8 protein-coding genes and 1 pseudogene are annotated in these 13,433 nt (G+C 25.3%); 6 read left to right on the top strand and 3 right to left on the bottom strand.

From position 1 onward, the window contains the following. Positions 1 to 299 precede the first annotated feature (299 nt). From sohB to CRV09_RS00870, 4 genes and pseudogenes are all read left to right on the top strand, one after another. The gene (gene sohB / locus CRV09_RS00885; RefSeq protein ID WP_136132254.1) at positions 300 to 1,328 is read left to right on the top strand and encodes a protease SohB; all 1,029 of its coding nucleotides are present in this window, start codon (positions 300 to 302) and stop codon (positions 1,326 to 1,328) included. A gap of 448 nt (positions 1,329 to 1,776) precedes the next feature. Continuing rightward, positions 1,777 to 4,359 carry a type I DNA topoisomerase gene (gene topA / locus CRV09_RS00880; protein ID WP_136132253.1) on the top strand — a complete coding sequence of 861 codons (2,583 nt, stop codon included), beginning with the start codon at positions 1,777 to 1,779 and terminating at the stop codon, positions 4,357 to 4,359. A 187-nt stretch (positions 4,360 to 4,546) separates the two neighbouring features. After that, positions 4,547 to 5,521 carry an HTH-type transcriptional regulator CysB gene (cysB, locus tag CRV09_RS00875; protein WP_136132252.1) on the top strand — a complete coding sequence of 325 codons (975 nt, stop codon included), beginning with the start codon at positions 4,547 to 4,549 and terminating at the stop codon, positions 5,519 to 5,521. Positions 5,522 to 6,333: 812 nt separating this feature from the next. Beyond that, positions 6,334 to 6,498, top strand: a pseudogene (locus CRV09_RS00870) (hypothetical protein); the annotation flags it as partial. 114 nt (positions 6,499 to 6,612) lie between these two features. On the opposite strand, the gene ribA reads toward CRV09_RS00870, so the two are convergent. After that, positions 6,613 to 7,209, bottom strand: a complete 597-nt coding sequence (gene ribA / locus CRV09_RS00865; RefSeq protein WP_136132250.1) for a GTP cyclohydrolase II — start codon at positions 7,207 to 7,209, stop codon at positions 6,613 to 6,615. Between the two features lie 210 nt (positions 7,210 to 7,419). Between ribA and pgpB the strand changes: the two genes are divergently transcribed. Together pgpB and pyrF are read left to right on the top strand one after the other, a co-directional pair. Beyond that, a complete protein-coding gene (gene pgpB / locus CRV09_RS00860) occupies positions 7,420 to 8,142 on the top strand; it encodes a phosphatidylglycerophosphatase B (protein WP_136132249.1) in 723 nt (240 codons plus the stop codon). A 452-nt stretch (positions 8,143 to 8,594) separates the two neighbouring features. Further along, positions 8,595 to 9,305, top strand: coding sequence for an orotidine-5'-phosphate decarboxylase (gene pyrF / locus CRV09_RS00855; protein WP_136132248.1), 711 nt, complete (start codon positions 8,595 to 8,597; stop codon positions 9,303 to 9,305). A 70-nt stretch (positions 9,306 to 9,375) separates the two neighbouring features. On the opposite strand, the gene CRV09_RS00850 is transcribed toward pyrF, so the two are convergent. Beyond that, complete coding sequence (locus tag CRV09_RS00850; protein ID WP_136132247.1) at positions 9,376 to 11,307, bottom strand: exoribonuclease II; 1,932 nt, start codon at positions 11,305 to 11,307, stop codon at positions 9,376 to 9,378. Positions 11,308 to 12,402: 1,095 nt separating this feature from the next. After that, complete coding sequence (locus tag CRV09_RS00845) at positions 12,403 to 13,182, bottom strand: SDR family oxidoreductase (protein WP_136132246.1); 780 nt, start codon at positions 13,180 to 13,182, stop codon at positions 12,403 to 12,405. Positions 13,183 to 13,433 lie beyond the last annotated feature (251 nt).

Genomic DNA, 13,433 nt, shown 5'->3' with positions numbered 1-13,433 from the left:
TTATCTTTAAAAAAATAATGACGAAATGATTTAATATAAAGTTAAATTATCTATATTTAATTATTAATTAATTAATATTAATTTTGAAAATGATTAAACATAAAATTAGAAATAAATTCTAATTAAAATAGATGTACAATAATTTAAATTAAAATAATCATTAACATCTTATGTTTAATTACATATTATATAAATAATTAACTAAAAATTTCACTATTTATAGTATAATCAATTATTAATAATTAAGATAAATAATGAAATTAATTTTGTTTTAATTTCTCTAGTAGTAGGGTAAAATAATGAATTTTTTATTAAATTATGGACTTTTTTTAACAAAGTTTGCAACAGCAATAATTTTAATTTTTGCTGTTGCTCTAATTTTTATAAGCGGAACTTTAAGAAGAAAAAATCAAGGTGGTCGATTTCATATTAAGAATTTAAACAAAGATTACTCTCAAATGAAAAGAGATTTACAACTATCTAAAATCTCATCACAAGCGAAAAAAAATTGGTTAAAAAAAAAAAAAAAAGAAAAAAAGAAACAATTTAAATTAGAAAAAACAGCTATAAAAAATGGTGAATTACAAGAAAAAAACACATTATATGTTATTGATTTTAAAGGAAGTATTAGCGCTAAAGAAGTAGATTCATTAAGAAAGGAAGTATCTGCTATTTTAGCAGTTAATCAAGTTAATGATAAAGTTTTAATACGTTTAGAAAGCTCTGGTGGAGTAGTTCATGGTTACGGATTGGCAGCTTCTCAAATACAACGAATGAGGGATAGAGGTTTGCATATTACTGTAGCCGTAGATAAAGTAGCAGCTAGCGGAGGATATATGATGGCCTGCGTAGCTAATCATATTATAGCAACGCCATTTTCGGTATTAGGTTCAGTGGGCGTTGTAGCCCAAATTCCTAATTTTAATCGTTTATTAAAACAAAATAACATTGATATAGAGATGCATACTGCAGGACAATATAAACGTACTTTAACATTATTTGGAGAAAATACTGAAGAAGGACGTGAAAAATTTAAAGAAGAACTAAATAAAACACATTCATTATTTAAAAATTTTGTTTATAAAATGCGTCCAATAGTAAACATTGATAATATATCAACAGGAGAATATTGGTATGGGCATGATGCTTTATCAATGGGTTTAATTGATGAAATAGGAACTAGCGATGATTTTATCATTAACAGTATGGATGATTTTAACGTAATAAGCATAAGATATATAAAAAGAAGGAGTAAAATATTTGATATTTTAATGGATGAGACGTCTATCTTAAAGGATTCCTATTTTTTTAAGTATATAAAAAAATAATTGCTTAACAATTTATTTATATCCTTCTACTAATAGTGTTTTAGTTTTATAACCAATATAGTGTATTATCATTGTAAATATTTCAAATATACCTAAATTTAAGTTTTACAAATGAATTAACTTCAGACTAAATAATAAATTTATCCATAAAATTAACGAGATTTTATATTTATACTTCTTATTTATAAGAATTAACTTAAAATTAAAAAATTTTTATTATTAAAATCGTCCTAAAAAAATTTAGGATAAATTATTAAATATGTAATTATAATCTTCTATAAATAGTTATCTATATTTTTAATATATAAACTAGACATTTAGACTCATTATATAATAATTTTTTAAACTAATTTATACTAAATATTATTTTAATTGAAATTTAATAGTGTAAAACAAATATTGAAAGCATCCAACTCTTTAATAAAAATAAATTTAGGTATTAGTAAACATGGGTAAAACACTTGTTATTGTTGAGTCACCAGCAAAAGCCAGAACAATTAATAAATATCTTAGTAATGACTATGTAGTGAAATCCAGTGTAGGTCATATTAGAGATTTACAAAAAAGTAATGTTTTTGTTATTAATAAAGATATTATAAGTAAAAACATAAAAACAAAAATAGATCGTCAAACAACTATTATAAAACGTATGGGAGTTAATCCTTATAATGATTGGGAAGCGAATTATCAAATTATTCCTGGCAAAGAAAAAATAGTTTCAGAAATAAGAACACTAGCTGAAAAAGCAGATCATATTTATATTGCTACTGATCTTGATAGAGAAGGAGAAGCTATTGCTTGGCATTTACAAGAGGTTATTGGTGGAAATAATAATCGCTTCAGTCGTATAATATTTAATGAAATTACAAAGAATAAAATTCTACAAGCTTTCAAACAACCTGTTCAATTAAACATTAATAGAGTTAATGCTCAGCAAGCACGTCGTTTTATGGATCGAGTTGTAGGTTATATGGTTTCTCCTTTATTATGGAAAAAAATTGCTCGAGGACTATCTGCAGGTAGAGTTCAATCTGTAGCTGTTAAGCTAATAGTAGAAAGAGAACGCAAGATTAAAACATTTATTCCCAAAGAATATTGGAAATTAAAAGCTAATTTTAAAACTTTTAAGGATGAAGATCTTGAAATGGAAGTAACTCATTTTAATGATAATGTTTTTGATTCTAATAATAAAGATATCCATAATCATATTAATTTATTAAATAAATTATCTTATAAAATTAGCAAATATCAAAAAAAAATAATTAATGTTAAACCTAATGCTCCTTACATCACTTCGACATTACAGCAAGCGGCTAATATACATTTAGGTTTTAGTTGTAAAAAAACAATGTTTATTGCTCAACATTTATATGAAGCTGGTTATATTACCTACATGCGTACTGACTCAACGTATATAAGTCAAGAAGCTATAGATGCTGTTCGTCTCTATATTAAAAAACAGTTTAGTAATAAATATATTCCAAAAGACCCAATTAATTATTTAAATAAAAAAAACTCTCAAGAAGCTCATGAAGCAATTAGACCTTCTAATGTTACATTGTTAGCAGAAAATTTAGAAGGAATGGAACTAGATACAAAAAAATTATACCAATTAATATGGTCTCAGTTTGTTGCGTCTCAAATGCTACCAGCACAATATGAATCGATAACATTAATAGCAATAGCTGGTAAATATAAATTAAAATATAGAACAAGAATTTTATATTTTGATGGTTGGGTTAAAATTTTACAAAATAAAAAGCATGAAAATCATATACTACCTGATATTAATATTGGTGATGTTCTCTATCTTAAAAAATTAATTCCAAGTCAACATTTTACCCAACCTTTATCTCATTTTAATGAGGCATCTTTGGTTAAGGAATTAGAAAAACTAGGAATAGGTCGTCCTTCTACTTATTCTTCTATTATTTCCACTATTCAAGATCGAGGATATATACGTACTAAAAATCGTCGTTTATATATAAAAAAGATAGGAGAAATTGTTACCGATTGTTTAGAAAAAAATTTTAGTGAATTGATGAATTATAATTTTACTGCTCAAATGGAAAATGTTCTTGATAAAATTGCTAGTAATCAAGCAAAATGGAAAACAGTATTAGATGTATTTTTTAATAATTTTATTAAACAACTAAATAAAGCGGAAAAAGAACCTCAAGAAGGAGGTATGCAGCTAAATAATGTGGTATTAGTGTCAATTAATTGTTCAGTTTGTAATCGTAAGATGGGTATTCGTACTGGAAGTACTGGCGTTTTCTTAGGATGCTCAGGCTATTCATTATCTTTAAAAAATCGTTGTAAAAAAACTATTAATTTAATATTAGAAGATGAATTAACCAATGATTTAAATCATGATTATGATAAAAATAATAATTTAATTATACATAAACATTGTTTAAAGTGTAATATAATTATGGATAATTATATAACTATTGATGGTAAATATAAAATTTATATATGTAGTAATAATCCTAATTGTGATGGCTACAAAATAGAAAAAGGTCGATTTTATATTGAGGGAAACAAGTATTTAGAAATAAGTTGTGAAAAATGTAGTTCTAGAATGGACTTAAAAATAGGGCGTTTTGGTAAGTATATTAGTTGTACTAATACTAATTGCAAAAATATTCGTAAAATCTTAAAAGATGGTAATATTGCTCCACCTACTGAAGATCCAGTTCCGTTTCCAGAATTACTTTGTGAAAAATCAAATGATTATTTTGTATTACGTAATAGTTCTACTGGAGTATTTTTTTCAGCAAGTACTTTCCCTAAATCACGTGAAACCAGATCTCCTTTAGTTGAAGAACTGAAACGCTTTAGTGAACGTTTACCTAATAATTTGAAATATCTTGCTGAAGCACCATGTACCGATCCAGATGGTAATAAAACCATAATACGATATAATCAAAATAAAAAACAGCAGTATATAGTATCTAAAAAACGAGGTAGAATAACTAATTGGATTGCTTTTTATACAAAAGGCAAATGGCAAGAAATCAAAAATTAATTACTTCAATAAAAATAAGCATGAATATTGTTTTTATATTAGTGAATATAAAAATGAGTTTTATGATTATATCTAAAATACAATATAATTGTAACATTATTTCTAATAGATATTATTTTTAAAATTTATAAGATAATAATATATCAATCAGAAATATAAATCTATAAATTACTGGGATAAACTAATTATGAAATTACAACAGCTCCGCTATATCGTCGAGGTAGTTAATCATAACCTTAATGTTTCTTCGACAGCAGAAGGACTTTATACTTCACAACCAGGTATTAGTAAGCAGGTGCGGATGCTGGAAGATGAATTAGGAGTACAAATTTTTTCACGTAGTGGTAAGCATTTAACTAAAGTTACTTTAGCAGGTGAAGAAATTATACGAATTGCTCGTGAAATATTATCTAAAGTTGATGCAATTAAGTCAGTTGCAGGTGAGTATACTTGGCCAGATAAGGGATCTTTATATGTAGCTACTACTCATACTCAAGCACGTTATGCTTTGCCTATGGTAATCAAAGGATTTATTGAACGATATCCATTTGTATCATTACATATGCATCAAGGTTCGCCTACACAAATTGTTGAAGCAGTATCTAAAGGAACTGCTGATTTTGCTATCGCTACTGAAGCATTACATCTATACGAAGATTTAGTAATGTTACCTTGCTATCATTGGAATAGAGCTATCATTGTTACTGCAAATCATCCTTTAGCAGAAAAAAAAGAAATAACTGTTAACGAATTAGCAGAATTTCCTTTGGTAACATATACATTTGGCTTCACTGGTCGATCTGAATTAGATATTGCATTTAAGCGCATAGGATTAATTCCACGTATTGTGTTTACTGCTACGGATGCTGATGTTATAAAAACGTATGTTAGACTAGGTTTAGGAGTAGGTGTTATTGCAAGTATGGCTGTTGATCCAGTATCAGATTCTGATTTAATAAGAATTGAAGCTTCAAAAATTTTTACAAATAGTACTACAAAAATAGGTTTTCGTCGTAGTACTTTTTTAAGAAGTTACATGTATGATTTTATACACCGTTTTGCTCCTCATTTAACTAGAGATATTGTAGATGCTTCTGTATCTTTACGTTCTAATGATGATATTGAAACAATGTTAAAGGATATAATTTTGCCATTTAAATAATTTAAATTATTTAAATTGATTGTTTTTAATATTAAACTAATATATAGCCTATAAACATCAAGTCAAAGATAGTATCTATAACTAGCTTTTCATATAAAAGCTAGTTATATGTCGATTTTTAAAAAAGTTAATTAATATTATAGATGAAAATTGATAAAAATTTTATATTTTATATAATTAAAAAACTTATTTTTATAAATTTATTTATTGCAATTATTTATTGTTTTATTTTACAAATAATGTCATTAGTAATGATTATATCTATAATTAATTTAATTTTAAATTAAATTAATATAAATTATTTTATAATCCATATATTGTCTAGCTTCACCACCTTTAGTGGTAACTTATGCAATAACTAAAATAATTAATATTAACTTACAAACGGATCCCATAGGTAGTAATTTTAATGGTAATTATATATTTTTAAAAAACATATGGCTATTTAATAAAGAAATTAATTATATGACTCACCAAATAAAAAAATATAATATTTTTCAAAAAATATACAAAATTATTTTTTGGAAGTAAAGATTGGGAAAGTATTCAAATAAATAAAAATACTACCTATGAATAGAATAAAATATCTAAATATATTCGTACATCTCCATTTTTTTGACAATAATAAAGAAGAAACAAATTTAATAGTAAAAAATATTTTAAATGATTAGAATATTAGCAATATTTGGTCATTAAATTATTTCTCGTGCTGGTATTGTTAATATAGACAGCTCTATAGGATGTTATTTAATATCTAATAATATGGATGATATACTAAATATTTCCCGAATGGAAAACAACTAACGATTTAGGATTCAGCGATGAAATATAAAAAATATAAAACCCCTTTAATATTAATCGCTGGTAAAGAATATGTATCTGGTTCTAACCGTGATTGGGCAGCAGAAAGACCATATTTACAAGGCGTAAGAGTATTAATTTCAGATTTTTTTGAAAAAATCCATCGTTCTAATCTAACTAGAAAAATCTTAAAATAAATGGTTCAGAACTAAATGAAGAAATAAAATATTTTTACCATGGAATAATTTTAAATTATATAATAAGAAAAATGATTAATTAAAGATTTAATCTTAAGATTCAGGTATTAAATGACCCATTTTTTTTGCTTTTGTATCAAGATAATATGCATTTTTAGAATTTCTACCAACAACTAAAGGAACTCTTTCAACGATATTTATTCCAGATGTTGTCAAAATTTCTACCTTTCTAGGATTATTGGTTAGTAATCTGATATCATTTATACCTAATAATTTCAGCATATCAGCACAAAGTGTGAAATCTCTTTCGTCTGCATTAAAACCGAGGTGATAATTAGCTTCTACTGTATCATAACCTTTATCTTGCAATGCATAAGCAAGAATTTTATTCAATAAGCCAATATTTCGTCCTTCTTGACGATGGTATAATAAGATACCTCTATTTTCTTTTGCAATAGTTCTTAAAGCTGCTTGTAACTGAAAACCACAATCACAACGAATACTAAAAAGTGCATCTCCAGTTAGACACTCTGAATGTATTCTAGCAAGCACTGGTCTTCTTGAATTATTAATATCTCCAAATATTAATGCAACATGATTATTACCTGTTGCTAATTCCTCAAAACCTACTATAAGAAAATCCCCCCACATTGTTGGTAGTATAGCCTCTGCTACTTTTTTAAGTTGCATGTAACTCTCCCAAAAACCATTAGAAGATGCACTATTAATATGAATATTTATATGGTATCTTAATTTTATATAATTTCCCACTTTCTATAAGGTATAAAATTTTATTTTTAATTTAAGATGATTAATTTATTAGAAATTTGATTTTAGTGAATTATATTAACTTTTTAAAGTTAATATAATTAATTGTATCCTATTTTAAAGGAAAAATTTTTGTTTAAGATTCTGAGGTATACTACGTTAGGGATTATATTATTACTAATAATACCAATAACATTTTGGTTATTAGGATGGCATTGGTATCCTTGTAAAAGTGATGTAAAATTAAAATGGATTTTTTTCGTAATGCAAACAGTTACTAGTCCTTGGATAGTATTAACTAATATCATTTTAAACAGTTTGATACTTAGAAAATTACATTATAAGCTAAAAACTACAATAAAGCTGTTTTTTATAATTAATATTTCAATTTTTGCAGGGCAACAGATTAAAAATTTTATTAAAGAAACAATTAAAGAACCTCGTCCTTATATAATATGGTTAGAAAATAATTACAGTTTAGATAGATATAAATTTTATCAATTAAAAAAAACAGAACGTAGTATTATAGTAAATAATTTAACTAATAATAATAAAAATTTACCTATTTGGCTAAAGAAACACTGGATTAATGAAACTGGGTTCTCTTTACCATCAGGCCATACTATATTCGCCACTAGTTGGGCATTATTAGTAATTTATTTATTGTGGCCATATCGATGTTATAAAACGATATTAATCGTATTTATTTGGGCTTGTCTTATCGCGACTAGCCGTTTATTATTTGGTATGCATTGGATACAAGATCTAATAATAGCTAATGTATTAGCATGGATTTTAATTAATTTAACAATACTGCTAATAAGATTTAATAAGCTAATAGTGATTCATAAATGAACCTCCTGTTAAATAAATATATACTAAAATATATAGCTGTATATAATGTTTTTTTATTGATTTTATATAAAATAAATTTTTATATTTCATATAACTTTAATTAATAACATTAATGACAATCAGTACATAAATTTTAACACTTGAGATAACGCATCATTATTGCTTAATTGCTTGTATATTTACATAACTAAAAAGATGTAAAAATAATAATATCTATTAATGAAAAAATACATTTTTAATTAATTAAAAATCATTAAAACCAAAATATTTTTACTTAAAAGTTATATCATGATAGTCTATTACCATTTATTCAAACAACTTAAATTTTCAAAGATATGTATATAAAATATTATATGTTTAATTCTTTACAATAAAATTCTAATATTTATTAGGATAATATGAATTTTTAGTTTCTAAATATTATAAATTTAATCATAAAAAATTAAAATAGTATGATAAAATCAAAAGATTTATCGCAAATGTTAATTGTAGCCCTTAATTTTAATAATTTAAAGGATACATTCCAGTTAATTGATCAAATCCATCCTAATAGTTGTCATTTAAAAATAGGTCAGGAGATGTTTACATTATTCGGTCCTTCTTTGATAAAAGATATTCAAAAACGCAATTTTTCTATTTTTTTAGATCTGAAATTTCATGATATTCCAAATACTACTGCATATGCTGTCGCTGCTGCTGCTGATCTTGGTGTTTGGATGATAAATGTCCATGCTAGTGGTGGAACACGTATGATGATCGCTGCAAAAAAAGCATTATTACCCTTAGGAAAAGAAGCTCCTTTCTTAATTGCAGTTACTATACTAACCAGCATGGATAAAAATGATTTAGAAAATTTAGGTATTTTTTCTTCTCCAGCAGAGCAAGCAGAGCGTCTAGCGATAGTTACGCAAGAATGTGGTTTAGATGGAGTAGTATGTTCTGCTCATGAAGTTCAACGTTTTAGGCAAATTACTAGCGAACAATTTATATTAGTAACACCAGGTATTCGTCCAATAGGAACTAATGCTAATGATCAACGTCGTGTAATGACTCCACAACAAGCAAAAAAAACAGGAGCTGATTATATAGTAGTGGGTAGACCGATAACTCAATCTAAAAATCCAATCAATACCTTGAAATTAATTATAAAAAGTTTAAAATAATAATTAATAATTTTCAGTTACTATATATAAACTTGAGATTATTAAAATTATTAATAATACAATAATGTTATTAAATAATTGGACGCACAAATATAGTTCGCGTATCTACACATACTTTTGTAATAGTTGTGTCTATAATATCACTAACACGAAATGAAAATTTATCTTTGACATTCAATGTACCATTTTCATAATTACATATTATTTCATCACGAACTAAATGAATAGATGATAAAGGAATGAAAGCTAAAGCTCCATTATCTAATAATCTTACTTTGATACCTTTTCTAGAAATATAAATAATTTCTGTAATAAACTTGTGGTTAGTTCCAACAAATTTCAATAAGTAACGAGCATATAACCAATCACTAATATCTCTTTCAGCTATACGATTTAATCTTCTACGTTCACTTATTTTTATAATTAATGAGTTATCAGGACATGAAATTTTATTGCCAATAATTATTGCTTTTAATAATCTATGATTTATCATATCACCAAATTTACGTATAGGGGAAGTCCAAGTAGCATAATTTTCAAGACCTAAACCAAAATGAGGTCCTGGTTTATTACTTATTTCAGCAAAAGCTTGGAAACGCCGTAATCTATTGTTAAGAAATTGTGTCGGTTGAGCATCTAATTGACGACGTAATAGTCTAAAACCATCTAAAGTAGTGATAGTTTTTGCGTCAACTATAATGTTATGTTCTGCTAAAATAGCAATAGCTTGTTGAATATTAGTTAAATCGAAACCTAGATGTACATTATAAATACCAAATCCTAATCTTTCATTTAATATCTTACCTGCACATATATTAGCAAGAACCATAGCTTCCTCAATAATATGATTAGCTATACGGCGTTGTTCAGCAATGACTTCTAATACTTCACCTTTATCTCCAATTAAAAAACGATAATCTGGACGACCCTGAAATACTAATGCATAATTTTGCCTCCATTTAATACGTATTAGGCATAAACGGTATAAAAGAAGTATTTGATTAGCAATTTTAACATCTGTAGGCTTCCATGTTCCAATATTTTCTAACCAATCAGAAACTTCATTATAAGCTAATTTAGCTTTGGATTTTATCCATGCAGCAAAAAAATTAATATTTAACAAATTACCTTCATTAGTTATCATTACACTACAAGCAAGCACTGGACGTCTATAATTAGGTCGTAAAGAACAGATATTATCAGAAAGTTGACGTGGTAACATAGGTATGTTAAACCCTGGCAAATAATTAGTAAAACAACGCTGAGCAGCAATTGTATCTAATTCACTACCTTCTGATACATAAGAAGTGGGATCAGCGATGGCAATAATAAGATGTAAATTTCCGTCAGATAATTCTTCTATATAAAGTGCATCGTCCATATCTTCAGTATTTATGCTATCAATTGTAATAAAATCCAAATCAACTAAATCCTTACGATTTAAATTTTCATCTATCATTTCAATTAAATCAACAGTAGGAGGTTTACGTTCAAGATTATAACGAGATAAAGTTACCCACCAAGGAGCATAATGATCGTTAGATTTTATTACAAAATCAATTAGTTCAGCATGAAATCCACATTTATCTTTTAATGGATGTGCACACATCTTAGCTATTGCCCAATCACCATTTTGAAATTTATATTTCAAACTTTCTATGTTTTTACAAGGAATTAATTCCTTTAAACATGGATTATCTGGCATAATTAATATAACATTGTTTTTTGCGTATATACGTCCTACAAAGCGATTTAAATAAGGTATAACTAATTTTTCAGGAGTAGCAAATTCTCGATCTTTATTGCTTTTTATAGTAGCAATGATTCTATCACCATGCATCACTTTCTTCATTTGAGACTTAGGAATAAGATAACTTTTTTGAGAATTAACTTCTAGGAAACCAAAATCTTTTCCTTTACTCCTAACAATACCTTCAACAAAATTATTTTTTGCTCTTAATTTTTCTTTAAGTTGTATAAGTAGTATATTATTCTGAAACATGACTTTTAATATTTAGATGAATTACAGATATAAAATAGATTAATGAAAATATCATATTTAAATCTTAGTTAGATAATTTCAAATTTAACTGGAATAGATTTAGAAGTTGCTACCTGTTAAAACTAATTGCTATCATTATATTAGCTTACATGATAAGCTATGAAATTACTATAAAGAACCTTAGGTGTATAAGACAGTAGCTTAAAATTTATAATAAGACATACTATACCTCTGTATTATTTTTATATCTCAATTATATTATTTATAGAATTATAATTTTAAATAAAAACAACAAATTTTTATTTAATTTATCAAAATATAGAATAGATGCAAAGATTTGTTTGTGAATAAAATTGTAACTATTTGATAAATTTTCTGTCTTGTTTTTTGATTGTCAGATACTTTACAAAGTATCTTAGATATAAGATACAATATAACGTATAATTTGTAATTTCATAGTTACCTTATGGAAACTATTAATAATAAAAGATTAGTTAATATTATATTTCAATCTATTGCAGTATATTTAAATATGGAATCAATGATTACTTAATATCAAGTATTACATTACAATGTTCTAATAAGTAAATACTATTTTGTTGACAAATAAATCTACCTTTATAAATTTCCTTTTTTTAATTAGATAGAAAAACACTTTTTTATTAATTTTTATATCTTAATTTTTTAAATCTTAAAAATTATAAACTATTTTATTGTTTTATTAATTTATTAAAATAAACATTTTTCATTCCTTAGTAGTATGCATAAAGTATGCTTTTGCTTTATGACATATGTTTGAACAACAATAAACAAAAAATATTTTATTTGTTTAAATAATATATTTTTAACATATTAATCAATATAATTATTTTTAACTAATAGATTTATAATAGATAAAACCTATAAACAAAATTGTTTTATTAGATATATTAAAATTACATACAAGTAAGTAACAATAGTTATTATTTATTTAAGTATAAAGTTATAAATTTGATTTATACAGTAAATATTAAAATCACTTATAACATATTAATTAACTAATTTTATAAATTTTAATATAACATATAAACATAAAATATGAATATAAATAATATATCATAACTCATTCATTGTTGCGATATTAAAACCACCATCTACATAAATGATTTGACCTGTAATACCACTTGATAAATTAGAACATAAAAAAGCGGCTAAATTTCCTATTTCTTCAATAGTTACAGTACGTCGAAGTGGAGCAACTCTTTCACAATATGCTAACATTTTACGAAAATTTTTAATACCTGATGATGCTAAAGTACGAATAGGACCTGCAGAAATAGCATTAACTCTTATTCCTTCCGGACCTATTATATTTGCAATATAACGAACATTTGCTTCTAAAGAAGCTTTTGCTGGACCCATTACATTATAATTGGGGATTGCTCTTTTAGAACCTAAATAAGATAAAGTTATTAACGAAGAATTTGGATTTAACATCATTCTGCATTCTTTTACCATGCAAACAAAACTATAACTACTTATTTTATGTGCAATCTTGAATCCTTCATATGTTACTTTATTTACATAATCTCCATTTAATTGATTTTTTGGAGCAAATGCGATGGAATGAATTAAACCGTCAAATTTTGACCAATATTCAGATAATGAAAGGAACAACAATTTAATATTGTTTTCTTGAGATACATCACATTGTAAAGTAATTTTTGAATCAAAATTTTTAGCAAATTCTTCAACACGATTTTTTAATTTGTTATTTTGATAAGTAAAGGCCAATTCAGCTTGTTGTCTATGCATAGCTTCTGCAATTCCATAAGCAATAGACAATTTACTGGAAATACCAGTAATTAATATACGTTTACCATTAAGAAAACCCATCTCTTAATCCTTTGTATATAAATAAATATATTTAATAAGTAGTTGACTTATAACTAAACATAGTGAATAAATAATAAATTATTATTTATTTGATATTAATCATATTTGCTATATTTGAGTATTTATCCATAATCATTTAATTGGTTTATTTAAAACAATAAATAAGATTTCATTTTTATATAAATATTTATTTACAATAATTAATTTTATTAATTCAAAAAGTAATTTTAAAATACAAATATTTTTCAATT

Origin of the sequence: Candidatus Pantoea edessiphila, assembly GCF_002933345.1 — a bacterium.
GTDB lineage: Bacteria > Pseudomonadota > Gammaproteobacteria > Enterobacterales > Enterobacteriaceae > Pantoea_C.
This window is presented reverse-complemented; position numbering and strand designations above follow the sequence as displayed.

What these genes read in the sequence shown, in the direction of transcription:
- sohB (WP_136132254.1), top strand. Translation starts at nt 300, where the DNA reads ATGAATTTTTTATTAAATTATGGACTTTTTTTAACAAAGTTTGCAACA.
- pyrF (WP_136132248.1), top strand. Translation starts at nt 8,595, where the DNA reads ATGATAAAATCAAAAGATTTATCGCAAATGTTAATTGTAGCCCTTAAT.
- CRV09_RS00845 (WP_136132246.1), bottom strand. Translation starts at nt 13,182, where the DNA reads ATGGGTTTTCTTAATGGTAAACGTATATTAATTACTGGTATTTCCAGT.
- ribA (WP_136132250.1), bottom strand. Translation starts at nt 7,209, where the DNA reads ATGCAACTTAAAAAAGTAGCAGAGGCTATACTACCAACAATGTGGGGG.
- cysB (WP_136132252.1), top strand. Translation starts at nt 4,547, where the DNA reads ATGAAATTACAACAGCTCCGCTATATCGTCGAGGTAGTTAATCATAAC.
- topA (WP_136132253.1), top strand. Translation starts at nt 1,777, where the DNA reads ATGGGTAAAACACTTGTTATTGTTGAGTCACCAGCAAAAGCCAGAACA.
- CRV09_RS00850 (WP_136132247.1), bottom strand. Translation starts at nt 11,307, where the DNA reads ATGTTTCAGAATAATATACTACTTATACAACTTAAAGAAAAATTAAGA.